Genomic DNA, 22,373 nt, shown 5'->3' on the forward strand with positions numbered 1-22,373 from the left:
GGGAAAACCGCAGTCCACCGCGGTGAGACTGAGCCGGAAACCCGGCATCTCACCTCGAGAGGTTGACATCCCGATGTCGAACGAGCAGAAGCTGCGCGACTACTTGAAGCGGGCGATCGCAGACCTTCACGAGACGCGCGAGCAGCTGCGAGAGGCGAACGACAGGAGCCGGGAACCCATCGCCGTCGTCGGAATGGCATGCCGCTACCCGGGCGACGCCCGCTCGCCCGAGGAGCTGTGGCGGCTGGTCCGCGACGGCGTCGACGCCGTGTCCCCGTTCCCCGCCGACCGCGGCTGGGACCTCGACGCCCTGTACGACCCCGACCCGGCCGGCCAGGGCACCACCTACGCCCGCGAGAGCGGCTTCCTGCACCGCGCGGGGGACTTCGACGCCGAGTTCTTCGGCATCTCCCCCCGCGAGGCGCTCGCCATGGACCCCCAGCAGCGGCTGATGCTGGAGACCGCCTGGGAGGCCGTCGAGCACGCCCGGATCGACCCCGCCTCCCTGCGCGGCAGCCGCACCGGCGTGTTCGTCGGCGCGGGCCACGGCGGCTACGACACCGGTGCCCGCGGACCGCGGCGCGACGAGGTCGCGGGCCACGTGCTGACCGGGAACACCGTCAGTGTCGCCTCCGGCCGCATCTCCTACACGCTCGGCCTGGAAGGCCCCGCGATCACCGTCGACACCGCCTGCTCCTCGTCCCTCGTGGCACTGCACCTGGCCGTGCAGTCCCTGCGCCGCGGCGAGTGCACCCTGGCGCTCGCCGGCGGCGTCACCGTGATGTCGACACCGCAGATGTTCACCGAGTTCGCCCGCCAGCGCGGCCTCGCGGCGGACGGGCGCTGCAAGCCGTTCGCCGCCGCGGCCGACGGCACCGCCTGGAGCGAGGGCGCGGGCGTCATCCTCGTCGAACGCCTCGCCGACGCCGTACGCAACGGCCACCCGGTGCTCGCCGTCGTCCGTGGCACGGCCGTCAACCAGGACGGCGCGAGCAACGGGCTCACCGCCCCCAACGGCCCCTCCCAGCAGCGCGTCATCCGCCGGGCGCTGGCCGACGCGGGCGTGCCCGCGGGCGAGGTCGACACGGTCGAGGCCCACGGCACCGGCACCCGGCTCGGCGACCCCATCGAGGCGACGGCACTCCTCGCCGCCTACGGCCAGGACCGCGCCGCCGACCGCCCGCTGCTGCTCGGCTCGATGAAGTCCAACATCGGCCACACCCAGGCCGCCGCGGGCATCGCGGGCGTCATGAAGACCGTACTGGCCATGCGGCACGGCGTCCTCCCGAGGACCCTGCACCTCGACACGCCGTCCCCGCACGTCGACTGGTCCTCGGGGGCCGTCGAACTCCTCACCGACGAGACGCCGTGGCCGCACAACCCCTGGCCGCGCCGGGCGGCCGTGTCCTCCTTCGGCGTCAGCGGCACCAACGCGCACGTCATCCTCGAACAGGCCCCGCCCACCGCCGAACCGGTCCCCGCGCCCGAGCAGCCCGCCCGTCCGCTGCCGTTGCTGCTGTCGGCCCGGACGGCCGCCGCCCTGCGCGCCCAGGCCGCCACGCTCGCCGACCACCTGCGCCGGAGCCCCGAGCCCGCCGTGCTGGACGTCGCCCACTCACTCGCCACCACCCGCGCCGCCCTGGACCACCGGGCGGCCGTCGTCGGCGACGACCTCGACACCCTCCTGACCGGTCTTGACACCCTCGCCACCGACGGTCACGCCGACATCACCGCAGTCGCGGCCAAGGCTCCACTGGCGTTCCTGTTCTCGGGGCAGGGTTCGCAGCGGCTGGGCATGGGACGTGAGTTGTACGGTCGTTTCCCGGTGTTCGCGGAGGCGTTCGACGCGGTGTGTGCGGGGTTGGACGAGCACCTGGAGCGGCCGGTCCGAGAAGTCGTCTGGGGTGAGAGCGAGGAGCTGCTCAACCAGACGGTGTACGCGCAGGCGGGGCTGTTCGCCGTAGAGGTGGCGCTGTTCCGGCTTGCTGAATCGCTGGGTGTGCGGCCGGACTTCGTGGCGGGGCATTCGATCGGTGAGGTGGCGGCCGCGCATGTGGCGGGCGTGTTCTCGCTGGCGGATGCGTGTGCGTTGGTGGCGGCGCGTGGTCGGCTGATGCAGGCGCTGCCGGAGGGCGGAGCGATGCTCGCTCTCCAGGCGACTGAGGATGAAGTACGGTCGCTGTTGGGCGAGTCGGTGTCGATCGCCGCGGTCAACGGTCCGAAGTCCCTTGTCCTTTCTGGTGCCGAGGGCGCGGTGGAGGAGATCCGCGCCCGCTTCGAGGGTCGTAAGTCGTCCCGTCTGCGGGTGTCGCACGCCTTCCACTCCCCGCTGATGGACCCGATGTTGGACGACTTCCGCCAGGTGGTGGAGGGGCTGTCCTTCGCGGCCCCGGTCATCCCGGTGGTGTCGAACCTGACCGGCGCGGTCGCCGACGACCTGGGCTCCCCGGAGTACTGGGTGCGCCACGTCCGCGAAGCGGTCCGCTTCGCGGACGCCGTCCGCACGCTCTCCGACGCGGGCGTGACCCGTTTCCTGGAGCTGGGCCCGGACGGTGTACTCACCGCCATGGCCGCCGAGTCCGCGGGAGCCGAGGCCGTCCTCGTCCCCGCGCTGCGTGCGAAACGTACGGAGGAGTCCTCGGTCGTCGAGGCGTTCGCGCGGCTGCACGCGTGCGGGACCGACATCGACTGGGCCGCGTTCTTCGCTCCGCTCGGCGCGACCACCGTCGACCTGCCCACGTACGCCTTCCAGCACCAGCGCTACTGGCTCCCGGCGGACCACTCCGCCGTGGCCGCCGGGGCGAGCGAGGACCCGGTGGAGGCCGCGTTCTGGGACGCGGCCGAGCGTGGGGACCTGGAGGCGGCGGCCGCCGTGCTCGGGATCGAGGGCGGGACGGCCGAGGCGTCCCTCGACGGACTGCTGCCGGTTCTCGGCGCCTGGCGCGGCCGACGGCGGATCCGGTCCGCCGTCGACAGCTGGAGCTACCGGACCAGTTGGACGGCCATCGGCGGTGGTACGTCGGCGGCGGCGCGCACGGCACAAGAAGCCCGCTGGCTTGCCGTCGTACCGGACGGCGCGTCCGACGACGTCTCCGTCGTCGCGCTGCTGGACGGGCTCGCCGAACGGTGCGGGGGCGTCGAGCGCGTGATCGTCACCACGGCCTCCGGCGACGCGGACGGCGACCTCGCCGACCGCGTGACCGCCGCTCTGGCCGAGCACGGGCCGGTGTCCGGCGTGCTGTCCTTCCTGGCGTTCGAGGAGCGGCCCCACACCGCGCACCCGGCCGTGCCGCGCGGGCTCACCGCCACCGCCGAACTGGTACGGGTCCTGGAGGAGACGGCGGCCGAGGCGCCGCTCTGGTGTCTGACCCGGGGGGCCGTCGCGGTCGGCGGCCCGGACCACGCCATCAGCCCCGTGCAGGCGCAGATCTGGGGCCTCGGCAGGGTCGCCGCGCTGGAACACCCGCGCCGCTGGGGCGGACTCGTCGACCTGCCGCCGGTGGTCGACGCCACCACCGCGGCACGGGTCGTGACGGTCCTCGCCGACCGGACGGAGGACCAGGTCGCCGTCCGCGTGTCCGGCGCCTACGCCCGCCGGCTCACCCGGGTGCCGGTCCGCGACGAGGACGCGGCCCGCGCCGGGGAGGACTGGACCGCTCCGCGCGGCACCGTTCTCGTCACCGGCGGTACGGGCGCCCTGGGCGCGAGGGTCGCGCGCTGGCTGGCCGGGGCGGGCGCCGAGCACCTGCTGCTCGTGAGCAGGCGCGGCCCGTCGGCTCCCGGTGCGGCCGAACTGGAGGCGGAGCTGACCGCACGGGGCGTACGCGTCACCGTCGCCGCCTGCGACACCGCCGACCGGGACGAACTGGCCCGGCTGCTGGCGGACGTCCCGGCGGACGCGCCGCTGAGCGGTGTCGTGCACGCCGCGGGCGTCCTGGACGACGGCGTACTGGACTCCCTGGACGTGGGCCGGTTCGAGTCCGTGCTGCGGGCGAAGGCCCAATCGGCCTGCAATCTCGATGAGTTGACGCGTGCCGACGGCCGTCAGCTGTCGATGTTCGTGTTGTTCTCGTCGATCACGGGTGTGCTGGGGAACGCCGGCCAGGCCAACTACGCGGCCGCCAACGCCTTTCTCGACGCCCTGGCCGAGGCCCGGCACGCCGAGGGCCTCCCGGCCACCGCCGTGGCCTGGGGCAGCTGGGCCGGCGCGGGCATGGCCGCGGACGACGCGGCACTCGCCGGCCGGATGCGCCGCGACGGGCTGACCCCCATGGCCCCCGAACTCGCCCTCGCCGCCCTGCGGCGGGCCGTCGCCCGGGGCACCGCCTGCCTCACCGTCGCCGACCTCGACTGGGAGCTGCTGGCCCCGTCCCTGACGGCGGCCCGGCCCAGCCCGCTGATCGGCGACCTGCCGGAGGTGCGCGGGCTCTCCCGCCCCGGTACGCCGGGCCTCCCGGCCGCCTCCGCGCTGCGCGAGCGGCTCCTCGCCCTGCCGGAGACCGCGGAGCAGGAACGCGTACTGCTGGAGCTGCTCCGCCAGGAGATCGCGCGGGTGCTCGGGCACGCCTCGCCGGGCACGGTCGACGTCAGCCGGGCCTTCCGCGACCAGGGATTCGACTCGCTGACCGCCGTCGAACTGCGCAACCGGCTCACGGCGGCGACGGGCCTGCCGCTCCCCGCGACGCTGCTGTTCGACCATCCCACCGCCGTCGCCGTCGCCGCCCGGCTGCGCGCCGAACTGCTCGGCGGGCACGACGTCGAGGCCCCGGTACCGGCGACGTCCCCCGCCTCCGCCGACGAACCCATCGCGATCGTCTCGATGGCCTGCCGCTTCCCGGGCGGGGTGGACTCACCGGAGGCCTTCTGGGAGCTGCTCTCCCAGGGCGCCGACGGCATGTCCGGCTTCCCGGCCGACCGGGGCTGGGACACCGACGCGCTCTACCACCCGGACCCGGACCACGAGGGCACCAGCTACGTCGACGAGGGCGGCTTCCTCACGGACGTGGCCGGGTTCGACGCCGGCTTCTTCGGGATCTCGCCGCGCGAGGCCCTCGCCATGGACCCCCAGCAGCGGCTGCTGCTGGAGACCGCGTGGGAGACCGTGGAGCGCGCCGGGATCGACCCCGACACGCTGCGCGGCAGCGCCACCGGGGTGTTCGTCGGCTCCAACTTCCAGGACTACCAGAACCTCCTGGACGGCGCGGCGGACGACCACAGCGGGCACATGATGACCGGCAACGCGGCCAGCGTGGTCTCCGGACGGGTGTCCTACGCGTTCGGCTTCGAAGGCCCGGCGGTGACCGTCGACACGGCCTGCTCCTCCTCGCTGGTCGCCCTGCACCTGGCCGCCCAGGCGCTGCGCCGCGGCGAGTGCCGCCTGGCGCTGGCCGGCGGTGTGACCGTGATGTCGACCCCGCAGGTGTTCGTCGGCTTCTCCCGGCAGCGCGGACTCGCCCCCGACGGCCGGTGCAAGCCCTTCGCGGCGGCGGCCGACGGCACCGGCTGGGCCGAGGGCGTCGGACTGCTGCTGGTGGAGCGCCTGTCCGACGCCGTACGCAACGGGCACCGGGTCCTGGCCGTCGTCCGTGGCACGGCCGTCAACCAGGACGGCGCGAGCAACGGGCTCACCGCCCCCAACGGCCCCTCGCAGCAGCGGGTCATCCGGCAGGCGCTCGCGGACGCCGGACTGGGCACGGCCGACGTGGACGCGGTCGAGGCGCACGGCACCGGCACCCGGCTCGGCGACCCGATCGAGGCCCAGGCGCTGCTCGCCACGTACGGGCAGGACCGGCCGGCGGGCCGCCCGCTGCTGCTGGGCTCCGTGAAGTCGAACATCGGGCACACCCAGGCCGCGGCCGGTGTCGCCGGCGTCATGAAGATGGTGCTGGCGCTGCTCCACGGCGAGCTGCCCAGGAGCCTGCACATCGACGAGCCGTCCCCGCACGTCGACTGGTCGGCGGGGGACGTCGCGCTGCTGACCGGGGCCATGCCCTGGCCCGAGGTGGACCGCCCGCACCGCGCGGGTGTCTCCTCGTTCGGCATCAGCGGCACCAACGCCCACGTGATCATCGAGGCGGCCCCGGAGCCGGAACCCGCCGGGGGCGTCGAGACCGTCGACGGGGATCCCGCCAGGGCCGTCGGGCCGGGCCCCGCCGAGGCCGCCGTCCTCCCGTGGATGCTCTCCGCGAAGAGCCCGGACGCCCTGCGCGCCCAGGCGAGCCGGCTCGCCGCGCATCTCAGGAGCGCGGGCGAGGCCCCGGACCTGCCCGGTGTCGCCCGCGCCCTCGCCATCACCCGTACCGCCATGGACCACCGCGCGGCCGTCGTGGCCGCCGACCGGGACGGCTTCCTCACCGGACTCGACGCCCTGGCCGAGGGCCGCGCCGCGGCGAACGTCCGCGACGCGGTCTGCGAAGCCGACGGGGAGACCGTGTTCGTCTTCCCCGGCCAGGGCTCCCAGTGGGAGGGCATGGCCCTCGAACTCCTCGGCTCCTCACCGGTGTTCGCCGCGCGCATGGCCGAGTGCGCCGCCGCGCTCGCCCCGTACACCGACTGGTCGCTGATGGACGTGCTGCGCGGCGCGGACGGCGCCCCGTCCCTGGACCGCGTCGACGTCGTCCAGCCCGTGCTGTTCGCCGTCATGGTGTCGCTGGCCGAGCTGTGGCAGGCCCACGGCGTCAGGCCCGCGGCCGTCGTCGGCCACTCCCAGGGCGAGATCGCCGCGGCCTGCGTCGCCGGGGCGCTGTCCCTGGACGACGCCGCCCGCGTGGTCGCCCTGCGCAGCCGGGCCCTGACCGCGCTGTCGGGCCTGGGCGGCATGGTCTCGGTCGCCCGGCCCGCCGCCGAGGCCCGGGAACTGCTGCGGTCCTGGGGCGACCGGCTCTCCCTGGCCGCCGTCAACGGCCCCGGCTCCGTCGTCGTCTCCGGCGAACCGGAGGCCCTCGACGAACTGGTCGCCGCCTGTGAGCGCGACGGCGTACGGGCCCGCCGCATCCCCGTCGACTACGCCTCCCACTCCGCCCAGGTGGCCCGGATCGAGGGCGAACTCCACACCCTCCTCGCCCCCGTGGCGCCCCTCCAGGCGGACATCCCCTTCTGCTCCACCGTCGACGGCGACTTCATCGACACCCGGACGCTGGACGCCGCGTACTGGTACCGCAACCTGCGCGGCACCGTCGAGTTCGAGCGGGCCACGCGCGCGCTGCTCGACGCGGGCCACCGCGTGTTCATCGAGGTCGGCCCGCACCCGGTGGTCACCACCGGAGTGCAGGAGACCATCGAGTCCGCGGGCGCCCCGGCCGCCGCCACGGGCACCCTGCGCCGCGACGAGGGCGGCACCGACCGCTTCCTCCTCGCCCTCGCGGAGGCCCGCGTCCACGGCACCCGCGTCGACTGGAACGCCTTCTTCGCCACCGCCGCCGGGGGCACGGCCCCGCGGGCGGCGGCCCTGCCGACGTACGCCTTCCAGCACCGCGCGTACTGGCCCCGCACGGCCGCCGGAACGGCCGGCGACGTCACCTCGGCCGGACTCGGCTCGCCCGACCACCCACTGCTCGGCGCGTCGCTCCCCCTCGCCCAGCAGGACGGGCTCGTGGCGACCGCCCGCTGGTCCCTGCGCAGCCACCCGTGGCTCGCCGACCACGCCGTCTCCGGCACCGTGATCGTGCCGGGCGCCGCCCTCGTCGAGGCCGTCATCCGGGCCGGCGACGAACTCGGCTGCGGCACGCTGGACGAACTCACCCTGCACGCACCCGTCCCGCTGCCCGCAAGCGACGGCGTCCAGGTGCAGATCTCCGTCGGCGCCCCCGACGAGTCCGGCGCGCGACCGGTCACCGTCCACACCCGTCCGGCCGCCGACACCGGCGGCCCCTGGACCCGCAACGCCACCGGCACGCTCACCGCGACCGCCGACGGTACCCCCGAAGGCCCCGGCGACTGGCCCCCGCAGGGCGCCGAGCCCGTAGCCACGGGGGAGGACCACTACGCCGCGCTCCGCACCGAAGGCTACGCGTACGGACCCGTGTTCCAGGGCCTGCGCACGGCCTGGCGGCTCGGCGAGGACGTCTACGCCGACGTGGCGCTGCCCGAGACGGCCCGGCCGGACGCGGCCCGCTACGGCATGCACCCCGCCCTGCTCGACGCGGCCCTGCACGCCTGCGGACTCGGCCCGCTGCACAACGAGAACGGCAGCACCGGCCTGCCGTTCTCCTGGACCGGCGTCACCCTCTTCGCGACCGGCGCCACCGAGCTGCGGGTACGGATCTCCCCGGCCGGACCCGGGGCCGTGAGCGTGCTCATGGCCGACCCCGGGGGCCGTCCCGTCGCGGCGATCGACGCCCTGGCCGTACGACCCGTCACCGCGGGCTCGCTGAGCATCCCCGACGACGCCTCACGCGTCGTCCGTGACGCCCTCTTCCACCTGGAGTGGACGCCCCTGCCCACGCCCGCCGCCGCACCGGCCGCCCGGTGGGCCGTACTCCACGCGGCGGCGGACACCACCGAACTGGCGGCCCTCGCCGAAGGGGGAGCGAGCGTCCTGCACCAGGACGGCCTCGACCCCGCCGCCGACGCACCCGAGTTCGTCATGCTCGCGGCCCCACCGGCGCCGCCCCACGCCACCGCCCCCGAAGCCGCCGCGGCCGCACTCGAACACATCCTGGAACGGCTGCAGGGCCGGCTGTCCGACACCCGCCTCGACAGCACGCGACTCGTCGTCGTCACCCGGGGCGCGGTCGCCGCCGACCCCGGCGCCGGCGTCCGCGACCTGCCCGGCGCCGCGCTGTGGGGGCTGCTCCGCACGGCCCAGTCGGAGAACCCCGGCCGCATCACACTGGCGGACCTCGACGACGACCCCGCCTCCTGGCGCGCCCTGCCGGGCGCAGCGGCGGGGGAGGAGCCCCAACTGGCGCTACGGCACGGCACCGCCCTCGCCCCGCGCCTGACCCGCACGCAAGAGGCCCCGGCACTGCCCGTGCCCGCCCCCGGCACCCCCTGGCGGCTGGACATCCCCGAGAAGGGCACCGTCGACAACCTCGTCCTGACCCCCTGCCCCGACGCCGAGGCCCCCCTGGGGCCCGGGCAGGTCCGGCTCGCGGTCCGTGCGGCGGGCCTGAACTTCCGCGACGTGCTCAACACCCTCGGCATGTACCCGGGCGGAGCCGAGTTCCTCGGCTCCGAGGCCGCCGGCGTCGTCGTCGAGGTCGCACCCGACGTCACCCGGCTCGCCCCGGGCGACCGGGTGATGGGCATGGTGACGGGCGGGTTCGGCCCGCTGGCCGTCGCCGACCACCGGGTGCTCGTCCGGATCCCGCGCGACTGGACGTTCGCGCAGGCGGCGGCCACCCCGGTCGTCTTCCTCACCGCCTACTACGCGCTGCGCGACCTCGCCGGCCTCACCGCGGGCGAGTCCGTCCTGATCCACGCGGCCGCGGGCGGCGTCGGCATGGCCGCCACCCAACTGGCCCGCCTGTGGGGAGCGGAGGTGTACGGCACGGCCGGCGAGCCCAAGCAACGGCTTCTGCGCGCCGACGGCTGGCCCGCCGACCGGCTCGCGTCCTCCCGCACCCTCGACTTCGAGGACCGCTTCCGCGCCGCCCGCGCCGGCCGCGGCATGGACGTCGTCCTCAACTCCCTGGCCGGTGAGTACGTCGACGCGTCCCTGCGCCTGCTGCGGTCCGGCGGCCGGCTGATCGAGATGGGCAAGACCGACATCCGCGACGCAGCCACGGTCGCCCGGGACCACGACGGCGCCCACTACCGCGCCTTCGACCTCAAGGAGGCCGGACCCGAGCGCATCGGCGAGATGCTCGGCGAACTCGTCGACCTCTTCGAGGCGGGCGCGCTGAACCCCCTGCCGGTCACCGCCTGGGACGTCCGGCACGCACCCGAGGCGTTCCGGTACGTCTCCCAGGCCCGGCACACCGGCAAGGTCGTGCTCACCGTGCCCCGCCCCTGGGACCCCGACGGCACCGTCCTGATCACCGGAGGCACCGGCGAACTCGGCCGCGCCCTCGCCCGCCACCTCGTCGCCGAACACGGCGTACGGCACCTCCTGCTCGCGGGCCGCCGGGGCCCCGACAGCCCAGGCGCAAGCGAACTGGTCGAGGAACTCGCCCGGTCGGGCGCGCGGGTCACGGTGGCGGCGTGCGACGCCGCCGACCGGGACGACCTGGCCCGGCTGCTCGCCGCCGTACCCGCCGACCGGCCGCTGACCGCCGTCGTCCACGCAGCCGGCGTCCTCGACGACGGAGTGGTCTCCTCGCTCACGCCCGAACGCCTGCGGACCGTGCTGCGCCCCAAGGCCGACGCGGCCTGGCACCTGCACGAACTGACCCGGCACCACGACCTCGCCGACCTCGTGCTGTTCTCCTCCGCGGCCGGCGTGTTCGGCAACGCCGGCCAGGGCAACTACGCCGCCGCCAACACCTTCCTCGACGCCCTCGCCCGGCACCGCCAGGTCCGGGGCCTGCCCGCCACCGCCCTCGCCTGGGGCCTGTGGGACCAGGCGAGCGACATGACCCGGCACCTCGGCGACGGCGACCTGGCCCGGGCCCGGAACACCGGCGCCCTGCCGCTGTCCACCCGCGACGGCCTCACCCTGTTCGACGCCGCCCTCGCCGCCCGCCGCGCCCTGCTCGTCCCCGCGCCGCTGGACGACCGGCTGCTGCGCACCCGCGACCGGTCCACCCTCCTGCCCCTGCTGCGGGCCCTGTACCGCGGACCGGCCCGCCGCACCGTGGAACCCGCGACGGCGGCCGGCGGCGGCGGACTGCGCGAACGACTGGCCGGGCTGCCCGCAGCCGAACGCCGGGCGCTGCTGCTGGACCTCGCCACCGGTGCGGCCGCCGCCGTCCTCGGCCACGCGAGCGCCGACCACGTCCACGCCGGAAAGGCCTTCCGCGAGCTCGGCTTCGACTCCCTGACCGCCGTCGAACTCCGCAACCGGCTCGCCACGGCCACCGGACTGCGGCTGCCCGCCACCCTGGTCTTCGACTACCCGACCCCCGTGGAACTGGCCGAGCACCTCGCCACCCTGCTCTCCGACGGGACCGCCGCACCGGCACGCCCCTCCACGGATACCGGGACACCGCCGCGCGCCGACGAGCCGATCGCCATCGTCGGCATGGCCTGCCGCTACCCCGGAGGCGTCCGCACCCCCGAGGACCTGTGGAAGCTGCTGTCCACCGGCACCGACGCCATCGGCGGCTTCCCCACCGACCGCGGCTGGGACCTCGACGGTCTCTACGACTCCGTCCCCGACCACCCCGACGCCTCCCGCACCCTCGAAGGCGGCTTCCTGCACGACGCCGCCGACTTCGACGCGGACTTCTTCGGCATCAGCCCCAACGAGGCCACGGCCATGGACCCGCAGCAGCGGATCCTGCTGGAGACCGCCTGGGAGGCCGTCGAACGGGCCGGCATCGACCCGAGATCCCTGCGCGGCAGCAGCACCGGGGTGTTCGCCGGACTCTCCTCCAGCGACTACATGGCACGCGGCGCCGACATCCCCGAGGCCCTCGCCGGATACGTCAACAACGGCAACGCCGACAGCGTCGCCTCGGGCCGGGTCGCCTACACCCTGGGCCTGGAGGGCCCCGCCGTCACCGTCGACACCGCCTGCTCCTCCTCCCTGGTCGCCCTCCACATGGCCGTACAGGCGCTGCGGCAGGGCGAGTGCACGCTCGCCCTCGCGGGCGGCGTCACCGTCATGTCCTCGCCCATGATCATCGTCGACTTCTCGCGGCAGCGCGGGCTGGCCGCCGACGGCCGCTGCAAGCCGTTCGCCGACGCCGCCGACGGCACCGGCTTCGCCGAGGGCGCCGGGCTCCTCGTCGTCGAACGCCTCCGCGACGCGCAGCGCAACGGGCACCGGGTGCTGGCGGTCGTACGCGGCTCCGCCGTCAACCAGGACGGCGCCTCCAACGGCATGTCGGCCCCCAACGGGCCCGCCCAGCAGCGGGTCATCCACCAGGCCCTCACCGCCGCCGGCCTCACGGCCGCCGACATCGACGCCGTCGAGGCGCACGGCACCGGCACCCGGCTCGGCGACCCGATCGAGGCCCAGGCCCTGCTCGCCACCTACGGCCGGCAGCGATCCGCGGACGAACCCCTGCGGGTGGGCTCCATCAAGTCCAACCTCGGCCACACCCAGGCGGCGGCCGGCGTCGCCGGAGTGATGAAGATGGTCCTCGCCCTGCGCAACGGCCTGCTACCCCAGTCCCTCCACATCGACACGCCCACCCGGCACGTCGACTGGTCCGCCGGGGCCGTACGCGTGCTCGACCGGGCCGAACCCTGGCCGGCGCACGACGACCGCCCGCGCCGGGCCGGCGTCTCCTCGTTCGGCATCAGCGGCACCAACGCCCACATCATCCTGGAGGAGGGACCGGAGACCACCGCGCCCGAGCCCCCGTCCGGCGCGAACCCCAGCGCCGCGGCCCCGGCCACCGCCCCCGGCCTCACGAACCCGGCCGCCCAGCCCCTGCCCTGGCTGCTCTCCGCCCGCAGCGCCCCCGCCCTGCGCGGCCAGGCCCGGGCACTCCTCACCCACCTGGACACGCCCGCCGGGCAGGGCGCCGCCGCCCGGGACATCGCCGCGTCCCTCGTCAGCAGGCGCTCGCTCCTCGAACACCGCGCCGTCGTGACCGGCGCGGACCACGACACCCTGCGCACCGCCCTGCACGCCCTCGCCGACGGCACCCCGGTACCCGGCCTCGTCACCGGACGGCACACCGCGGGCCGCGACCGCAAGCCCGTCCTGGTCTTCCCCGGCCAGGGCTCCCAGTGGGCCGGCATGGGCGCCGAACTCCTCGACACCGCACCGGCGTTCGCCCGGCGCATCACGGAGTGCGAGCAGGCACTCGACCCGCACACCGACTGGTCCCTCACCGGCGTGCTCCGCGGCACGCCGGACGCACCCCCACTCGACCGGGTCGACGTGGCCCAGCCCGTCCTGTGGGCCGTGATGGTCGCGCTCGCCGAGGTCTGGCGCGCGCACGGCGCCGAACCCGCGGCGGTCCTCGGCCACTCCCAGGGCGAGATCGCGGCGGCCTGTGTCGCCGGCGCCCTCTCCCTCGACGACGGCGCCCGCGTGGTCGCCCTGCGCAGCCGCGCCATCGCCGAGGACCTCTCCGGCCACGGCGGAATGGTCTCGGTCGCGGCCCCGCACGACACCGTGCTCGGCATGCTGGAGCCCTGGGGCGAACGGATCTCCGTCGCCGCCGTCAACGGACCCGCGAGCGTCGTCGTCTCCGGCGAACCCGACGCACTCGACGCCCTCGTCGCCGCCTGCACCGAGGACGGCGTACGCGCGAAGAGGATCCCCGTCGACTACGCCTCGCACTCCGCGCAGGTCGAACGCATCCGCACCCGGCTCCTCACCGACCTGTCCGGAATCGAGACCCGCCGCACCCGTGTCCCGTTCCTCTCCACGGTCACCGGAGAGTGGATCGACGAGGACACCCCCCTCGACGCCCACTACTGGTACGAGAACCTCCGGCGCACCGTCCGGCTGGAGGACGCGCTGCGCACGCTGCTCCGGCAGGGCCACGACGCCTTCGTCGAGTCCAGCCCGCACCCCGTGCTCCTCACCGGCATCGAGGACACCGTCGCCGCCGCCGAGGCCGACGCGGTCGCCATCGGCACCATCCGCCGCGCCGACGGCGGCCCGCTCCGGATCCTGACGTCGCTCGCCGAGGCCCACGTGCACGGCGTACGCGTCGACTGGACCGCGACCGTCGCCGGCGGCCACGCCGTGGACCTGCCGACGTACGCCTTCCAGCGGCGCCGCCACTGGCTGGACGCCGCACCGCGGACCGCCGCCGGACGGCCGGCCGACCCGTCCGGCCTGGACACGGCCGTCCACCTCGCCGACGGCCCCGGCACGGTCGTCCTCACCGGCACGATCGGCGAGCGCAGCCACCCCTGGCTCGCCGGACACCGCGTCCACGGCACGACCGTGGTGCCGGGCACCGCGCTCACCGAATGGGCGGTACGCGCGGCCGACGAAGCAGGCTGCGCGAGCATCGACACCCTCACCCAGCACACCCCGCTGGTCCTGCCCGAGGGCGCCACGGCCGACCTCCAGGTGACCGTCGGCGAAGCCGACGAGACGTCCGGGACACGCCCGCTGACGGTGTTCGCCCGCCCTGGGGGAGCGGAACCCGGCACACCCTGGACCCGCCACGCGACCGGCACCCTGTCCGCCGACACACCCGCACCCGCACACCAGGACCTCACGGCCTGGCCACCGAAGGACGCACAACCCGTCGACACCGAAACGGCGTACACCGCGCTCGCCGCCCAGGGCTACGCCCCGGGCCCGCTCTTCCGCACCGTGCGCGCCATGTGGCGGCGGGGCCAGGAGACCTTCGCCGAAGTGGCAGTGCCCCACGAGGACCGCACGGACGCCGCCCGCTTCCGGGTCCACCCCGGCCTGCTGCAGTCCGTGTGCGCGATCGAGTCCATGGCCGCCGACGGCACCGCCGGGCTGCCCGTCGCCTGGCAGGGCTTCTCCCTGACCGCCGTCGGCGCCGCCGGACTGCGCGTACGCCTGACCCGCACGGACGACGGCACCGTCACCGTGACGGCCACCGACCCCACCGGCGCCCCCGTCCTGACCGTCGACTCCCTGTCCACCCGGCCGCTCTCGCACGAACAGCTCACGGCGGCCACGACGACGGCCGACGACGCGCTGTTCCACACCGAATGGACCGAGTGGACCACCTGGACCGACCCGGACACCCGCACCGCCCCGGAACCCGTCCTCCACGCCGCCCCGGCCACCCTGCGCGCCCTGCTCCAAAACCCGGAAGGACCAGCCCGCGCACCCGGGACCGTACTGCTGCGCCTCGACCCGGACACCGCGCCCGGCGCCGACCCCGCAGCCGTACAAGAACTGCTGCACCTCATCCAGGAATGGCTGCGGCACCCGCGGCTCACCGACTCCCGGCTCGTCCTGGTCACCGGCAACGCCGTGCCCACCACCCCGGACGACGACGTCCCCGCCCCCGTCCACGCCGCCGCGCGCGGCCTCGTCCGCTCCGCGCAGTCCGAACACCCCGGCCGCTTCCTCCTGGTCGACACCGACGGCGACGCGGCCTCCGAACGCGTCCTCGCCGCCGCCGTCGCCTCCGCGGCCGCCACCGGGGAGACCCAACTGGCCCTCCGGACCGGCACGGTGACCGTCCCCCGACTGCACCGGGCCACGGCCACCGAAGGCCACACCGGCTGGGAATGGGACGCCCACGGCGAAGGCACCGTGCTCATCACCGGCGGCACCGGAACCCTCGGCGGACTGCTCGCCCGCCACCTGGTCCGACGGCACGGTGTACGCCACCTGCTGCTCACCGGCCGCCGGGGCCCGGCCGCACCCGGCGCCGACGCCCTGCGCGACGAACTCACCCGCAGGGGCGCCGAGGTCACCGTCGCCGCCTGCGACGCGGCCGAGCGCGACCGGCTCGCCGAGCTGCTCGCGGCCATCCCCGACGCACACCCGCTGACCGCAGTGGTCCACGCGGCCGGCGTCCTGGAGGACGGCCTCCTGGAGAGCCTGACCCCGCAGCACCTCGAAAACGTCTGGCGGCCCAAGGCGCAAGCCGCCTGGAACCTGCACGAGCTGACCCGCGACGCGGAACTCTCCGCCTTCGTGGTGTTCTCCTCGTTCGCCGGGGTCATGGGCGGCATGGGCCAGGCCAACTACGCGGCCGCCAACGCCTACCTCGACGCCCTCGCCCAGCACCGCCGCGCACAGGGGCTGCCCGCCGTCTCGCTCGCCTGGGGATACTGGGGAGATTCCAGTGGAATGACGGCCACGCTGAACCCCGTGGATGTCGCCCGCTTCGCACGCTCCGGCATGCTGCCGCTGTCGACGGACCAGGGACTGGGCCTGCTCGACGCCGCCGCCGCCGTCGACCGTGCCCTCCTGGTACCCGTCCGGCTCGACCTGCCCGCCATCGCCGCGTCCGGCGACGTACCGCCGCTGCTGCGCGCCCTCACGGCCCGTCGTACCCCCCTGCGCAGGGCGGCCGACGGCGCCGTCGCGGACGAGCGGCGGCCCGCCGGGCACGAGCTGAGGGGCCGCCTGGCCGGCCTGAGCGACACCCGCCGCGAAGCACTGCTGCTCGACATGATCGGCGGACACGTGGCGAGCGTCCTGGGCCACGGCTCCGCCGAGGCGGTCGAACCCGAACGAGGCTTCCTCGACCTCGGCATGTCCTCGCTCACCGCGGTGGAAGTACGCAACCGCCTCAACGCCGACACGGGCCTGCGCCTGCCCACCACGGCCGTCTTCGACCACCCCACCCCCCTCGCCCTCGCCCGCTTCCTGCGCGGGCAGCTGGAGACGGCAACCGGCGCCGACGACACGGCTCCCTCGCTCTTCACGGAACTCGACGCACTGGAGAACGCCGTGTCGGCCGCCGACCTGGACGCCGAGAGCCGCGCCCGGCTCGCCACCCGTCTCAAGGCACTGCAATGGAAGCTCGACGCCGGCGGAGCGGAAACCGGGGACGAGGACGGCGACGGCACCGACGCCGATCTCGCGGCCTCCACCGACGACGAGATGTTCGACCTCATCGACAAGGAACTCGGCCTCGCCTGACAGAGCCCAGCCGACCACCAGCACGACCCGCGCCACCCCTTCCCGACTGCGAGGTTCTCCCACCCATGGCACCCACGGCACCCACGGCCTCCGGCTCCGGTTCCTCCGAGGACAAGCTCCGCGACTACCTCAAGAAGGTCACCGCGGACCTGCGGCGCACCAAGCAGCGGCTGGAGTCCGTCGAGGCACGCGACAGCGAGCCGATCGCCATCGTGGGCATGGCCTGCCGCTACCCCGGCGGCGTCCGTTCCCCCGAAGGCCTGTGGAGGCTCGTCGCCGACGGCACCGACGCCATCGGTGAACTCCCCCAGGACCGCGGATGGGACACCGAAGGGCTCTACGACCCCAACCCGGGCACCCCCGGGAAGAGTTACGTCCGCCACGGCGGCTTCCTCGACGCCGTCGCCGACTTCGACGCGGACCTCTTCGGCATCGCACCCCGGGAAGCCCTCGCCATGGACCCCCAGCAGCGACTGCTGCTGGAAACCGCCTGGGAGGCCGTCGAGCACGCCAGGATCAACCCGGCCTCCCTGCGCGGCAGCCAGACCGGCGTCTTCATCGGCGGCGCCGACACCGACTACGGATCGCTCGCCCGGCAGACCGACGAGACCGAGGGCCACCTGCTGACCGGCGGCGCCGTCAGCGTCCTCTCCGGCCGCATCGCCTACACCCTCGGCCTCGAAGGCCCCGCCGTCACCGTCGACACCGCCTGCTCCTCCGCCCTCGTCGCCCTCCACCTCGCCGTCCGCGCCCTGCGGGCCGGCGAATGCGGCATGGCCGTCGCCGGAGGCGTCGCCGTCATGCCGACACCCCGACTGTTCACCGAGTTCTCCCGCCAGCGCGGCCTCGCCCCCGACGGCCGCTGCAAGCCCTTCGCCGAAGCCGCCGACGGCACCTCCTGGGCCGAAGGCGTCGGCGTCCTCCTCGTCGAACGCCTCTCCGACGCCCGCCGCAACGGCCACGAGGTCCTCGCCGTCATCCGCGGCACCGCGGTCAACCAGGACGGCGCCAGCAGCCGCCTCACCGCCCCCAACGGCCCCTCCCAGCAGCGGGTCATCGACGCCGCACTCGCCAACGCACGCCTCACCCCCGACCAGATCGACGCCGTCGAAGCGCACGGCACCGGCACCGCGCTCGGCGACCCCATCGAGGCCCAGGCCCTGCTGGCGACATACGGCAGGGACAGGCCGGAGGAACACCCGCTGCTGCTCGGCGGCATCAAGTCGAACATCGGCCACACCCAGGCCGCCGCCGGCGCCGCGGGCGTCATCAAGATGGTCATGGCCCTCCGCCACGGCGTCCTGCCCAAGACCCTCCACGTGGACGAGCCCACCTCGCACGTCGACTGGAGGGCGGGCGCCGTACGGCTGCTCACCGAACGCACCGACTGGCCCACCACGGACCACCCGCGCCGCGCCGGCGTCTCCGCCTTCGGCATCAGCGGCACCAACGCACACGTCGTACTCGAACAGGCCGAGCAGGCGCCCACCCCCGAGGACGAGAACGAGGCCCCGGCGGCCCCGGGCGTGGTGCCGTGGATCGTCTCCGGCCGGACCGAGGACGCCCTGCGCGACCAGGTCGCGGGCCTGCTCGCCCACACGGCGCGACACCCCGAAGCCCGCCCGGCGGACATCGGCCTGACCCTGGCCACCGGCCGCGCGGTCCTCGACCACCGAGCCGTCCTCCTGGACGGCCACCCGACCGCCCAGGGCGTCTCACGGCCCGGCAAGATCGCGTTCCTTTTCTCGGGGCAGGGTTCGCAACGGCTGGGCATGGGACGTGAGTTGTACGGTCGTTTCCCGGTGTTCGCGGAGGCGTTCGACGCGGTGTGTGCGGGGTTGGACGAGCACCTGGAGCGGCCGGTCCGAGAAGTCGTCTGGGGGGAGAGCGAGGAGCTGCTCAACCAGACGGTGTACGCGCAGGCGGGGCTGTTCGCCGTAGAGGTGGCGCTGTTCCGGCTTGCTGAATCGCTGGGTGTGCGGCCGGACTTCGTGGCGGGGCATTCGATCGGTGAGGTGGCGGCCGCGCATGTGGCGGGCGTGTTCTCGCTGGCGGATGCGTGTGCGTTGGTGGCGGCGCGTGGTCGGCTGATGCAGGCGCTGCCGGAGGGCGGAGCGATGCTCGCTCTCCAGGCGACCGAGGATGAAGTACGGCCGCTGTTGGGCGGGTCGGTGTCGATCGCGGCCGTCAACGGCCCGAACTCGGTGGTCGTGTCCGGCGCCGAGGAGGCGGTGGAGGAGATCCGTGCCCGCTTCGAGGGTCGTAAGGCGACCCGTCTGCGGGTGTCGCACGCCTTCCACTCTCCGCTGATGGACCCGATGTTGGAGGGCTTCCGCCAGGTGGTGGAGGGGCTGTCCTTCGCGGATCCGGTCATCCCGGTGGTGTCGAACCTGACCGGCGCGGTCGCCGACGACCTGGGCTCTCCGGAGTACTGGGTGCGGCACGTCCGTGAGGCGGTGCGCTTCGCCGACGGCATCCGCACGCTCTCCGACGCGGGCGTGACCCGTTTCCTGGAGCTGGGCCCGGACGCCGTCCTGACCGCCATGGCCGCCGAGTCCGCCGACGCGGTGTTCGCCGCCGTACTCCGCAAGAACCAGGACGAGGAGACGACCGCTCTCCAGGCGCTTGCGCGCCTGTACGTGGACGGTGTGAAGGTCGACTGGGCGGCCCTCTTCACCGGCACCGGCGCCCGACCTGTCGACCTGCCCACGTACGCATTCCAGCACCGGCGCTACTGGCCGAATCCCTCCCCGGCCCGCGACGGCGACATCCGGTCCGCCGGTCTGGAAACGGCGGACCATCCGCTGCTCAGCGCCTCCGTCGAACTGTCCGACGGCGACGCCGTGCTGTTCACGAGCCGCCTGTCGGCCCAGACCCACCCCTGGCTCGCGGACCACGTGGTGATGGGGCAGGTGCTGCTGCCGGGCACGGCCTTCCTGGAACTCGCCGTTCGCGCCGCCGACGAGGTCGGCTGCGGAACCGTGGAGGAGCTGACCCTCGCCGCGCCCCTCGTCCTGCCTGCGTCCGGGGGCGTGCACCTGCGGCTCCAGATCGGCCCTGCCGACGAAGCCGGCCGCAGAACCGTCAGCGTCCGCTCGCGGCTCGAAGGAGCCACCGACCAGGCATGGGCCCAGCACGCGACCGGCGTGCTGGCGCCGTCCCCCGCGGCACCGGGGGAGACGACGGCCACGGACTTCGACACCTCGGTGTGGCCCCCCGCGGGTGCCGAGCCCGTGGACCTCACCGATCTCTACGCCGCCATGGCGCGGGGCGGCTTCGGCTACGGTCCCGTCTTCCAGGGCCTGCGCTCCGCCTGGCGGCTGGGCGACGACGTGTTCGCCGAGGTCGGGCTCCCCGAGGGGGCCGACGGCGGTCCGTTCGGCCTGCACCCGGCGCTGCTGGACGCCGCGCTGCACGTCACCGCGTTCAACGGCATGTCCCGCGGTGTGGTCCCGTTCTCGTGGGAGCGGGCCACACTGCACGCCTCGGGCGCCTCCGCCGTACGGGTACGGGTCCGCCGCACCGACGAGGACTCCGTCTCCGTCGCCGTGGCCGACCAGGCAGGTGGCGCCGTCGCCACGATCGGCTCCCTCATCCTGCGCCCGGTCTCCGCCGACGCGGCGCCCGCGGCCCGTCGCGACGACCTGTTCGTGGTCGACTGGGCCCGGGTACCGGACCCCGGAGCGACGGTCGCGCACGTGGAGGTGGCCCCGGAGCCGGCGGCCCTCGACGCGCTGGCCGCCGACGCCCCCGACGTGGTGGTGGTCCGGGCGGTGCTCTCCGACCCGGGTGCGGTGGTGGGTTCGGTGCACGCGCTGACGGCACGCGTGCTGGAACTGGTGCAGGCGTGGCTCGCCGGCGACCGCTCCTCCGGGTCCCGTCTCGTGTTCGTCACGCACGGGGCGACGACCGGTGAGGACCTGGCCGGTGCCGCGGTGTGGGGCCTGGTGCGGTCCGCGCAGTCGGAGAACCCGGGCCGGTTCGCGCTGGTGGACCTCGACGGCGACGAGGCGTCCGGCCTCCTGGAGTCCGCGCTCGCCCTGGACGAGCCGCAGCTCGCGGTCCGTGGCGGTGAAGTGCTGGCTCCGCGGCTGGCGCGTGCGGCAGCCACCGATGCGTCTCAGGCTCCGGTCTGGGACGGCACGGTACTGGTCACCGGCGGCACCGGCGGTCTGGGCCGGGTGATCGCCCGGCAGCTCGTGACGGAGCACGGTGTGCGGAACCTGCTGCTGGTCAGCAGGCGCGGTCCGGCGGCCGAAGGTGCGGCCGAACTCATCGCTGAAATGGCGGAGTTGGGGGCCGAGGCCTGCATTGAGGCATGTGACGTGGCCGATCGCGACGCGGTCGCGGAACTGGTCGCTCGTCATCCGGTACGGGCCGTGGTCCACACCGCGGGCGTGCTCGACGACGGTGTCGTCACCTCGCTCACGCCCGAGCGGCTGGCCACCGTGCTGCGGCCCAAGGTCGACGCGGCCTGGAACCTCCACGAGGCGACACGCCACCTCGACCTCACGGCCTTCGTCCTCTTCTCCTCCGTCTCGGGCACCTTCGGCGGCCCCGGCCAGGCCAACTACGCGGCCGGCAACACCTTCCTGGACGCCCTGGCCCGGCACCGGCGCACCCTCGGACTCCCGGGACTGTCCCTGGCCTGGGGCCCTTGGACGCGTGACGGCGGCATGATCGGCACCCTGTCCGAGACCGACGTCCAGCGCATCGCCCGTACGGGCATGCCGGAGCTGACGCCGACGGAAGGAGCGACACTCTTCGACGCGGCCTTGCGCGTGCCCGAGGCCGTGGTCCTGCCCGTACGGTTCGACCTCGCCGCCCTGCGGACGCAGGACGAGGTCCACGGGATGCTCCGCGGACTCGTGCCGCCGGGCAGGCGGATCCGCCGGGCGGCGGCAGCCGACCCGACCGCGACGGCAGGTCTCGCCCAGACCCTCTCCCGCCTGGCGGCCGACGAACGACGTGAAGTCCTTCTCGACCTCGTACGCGGCCAGGCCGCCCTTGTGCTCGGCCACTCCGACCCGACCCACGTCGAGCCCACCCGCGCCTTCCAGGATCTCGGCTTCGACTCGCTGACCGCGGTCGAACTCCGCAACCGCCTGGGCAAGGCCACCGGCCTGCGACTGCCCGCCACCGTCGTGTTCGACCACCCCTCGGTGGAGGCCGTTGTGAGCCTCCTGCTGGACGAGTTGTTCGGTGGGGAGGCGGAGTCGGCGGGGCTTGTGCCGGTGAGTGCTGTGGTGGCCGACGACCCCGTGGTGATCGTGGGTATGGCGTGCCGTTATCCGGGTGGCGTCGAGTCGCCGGAGGATCTGTGGCGGTTGGTGTCCGAGGGTGGGGACGCGGTGGGTGCGTTTCCCTCGGACCGTGGGTGGAGTGTGGAGGGGGAGTCGTTCGCGCGGGCGGGCGGTTTCCTTTATGGCGCGGGTGACTTCGACGCCGACTTCTTCGGGATGAGTCCGCGTGAGGCGTTGGCGACGGATGCTCAGCAGCGTCTGCTGTTGGAGACGACGTGGGAGGCGTTCGAGCGGGCGGGTATCGATCCGGTGTCGCTGCGGGGCAGCCGGACCGGCGTCTTCGCGGGCGTGATGTACACCGACTACCGGGACCTTCTGGAGCACGAGCAGTTCGAGGGCTTCCGGGCCAACGGAAGTGCGCCCAGCATCGCTTCGGGCCGTGTGTCGTACACGTTGGGGCTTGAGGGTCCGGCGGTGACGGTGGACACGGCGTGTTCGTCGTCGCTGGTGGCGATGCACTGGGCGGCGCA

2 protein-coding genes are annotated in these 22,373 nt (G+C 74.6%); both read left to right on the forward strand.

The features are described 5' to 3' along the window. Positions 1-22: 22 nt before the first annotated feature. Positions 23-16,600: a type I polyketide synthase gene (locus ACZ7FF_RS43025; protein ID WP_470819956.1), complete on the forward strand. Its 16,578-nt coding sequence runs from the start codon at positions 23-25 to the stop codon at positions 16,598-16,600. Between the two features lie 65 nt (positions 16,601-16,665). Next, on the forward strand, positions 16,666-22,373 hold a 5,708-nt coding region (locus ACZ7FF_RS43030), incomplete at its 3' end, for an SDR family NAD(P)-dependent oxidoreductase (protein ID WP_470819958.1).

The sequence above is a fragment of the Streptomyces sp. NPDC037126 genome (assembly GCF_055605965.1).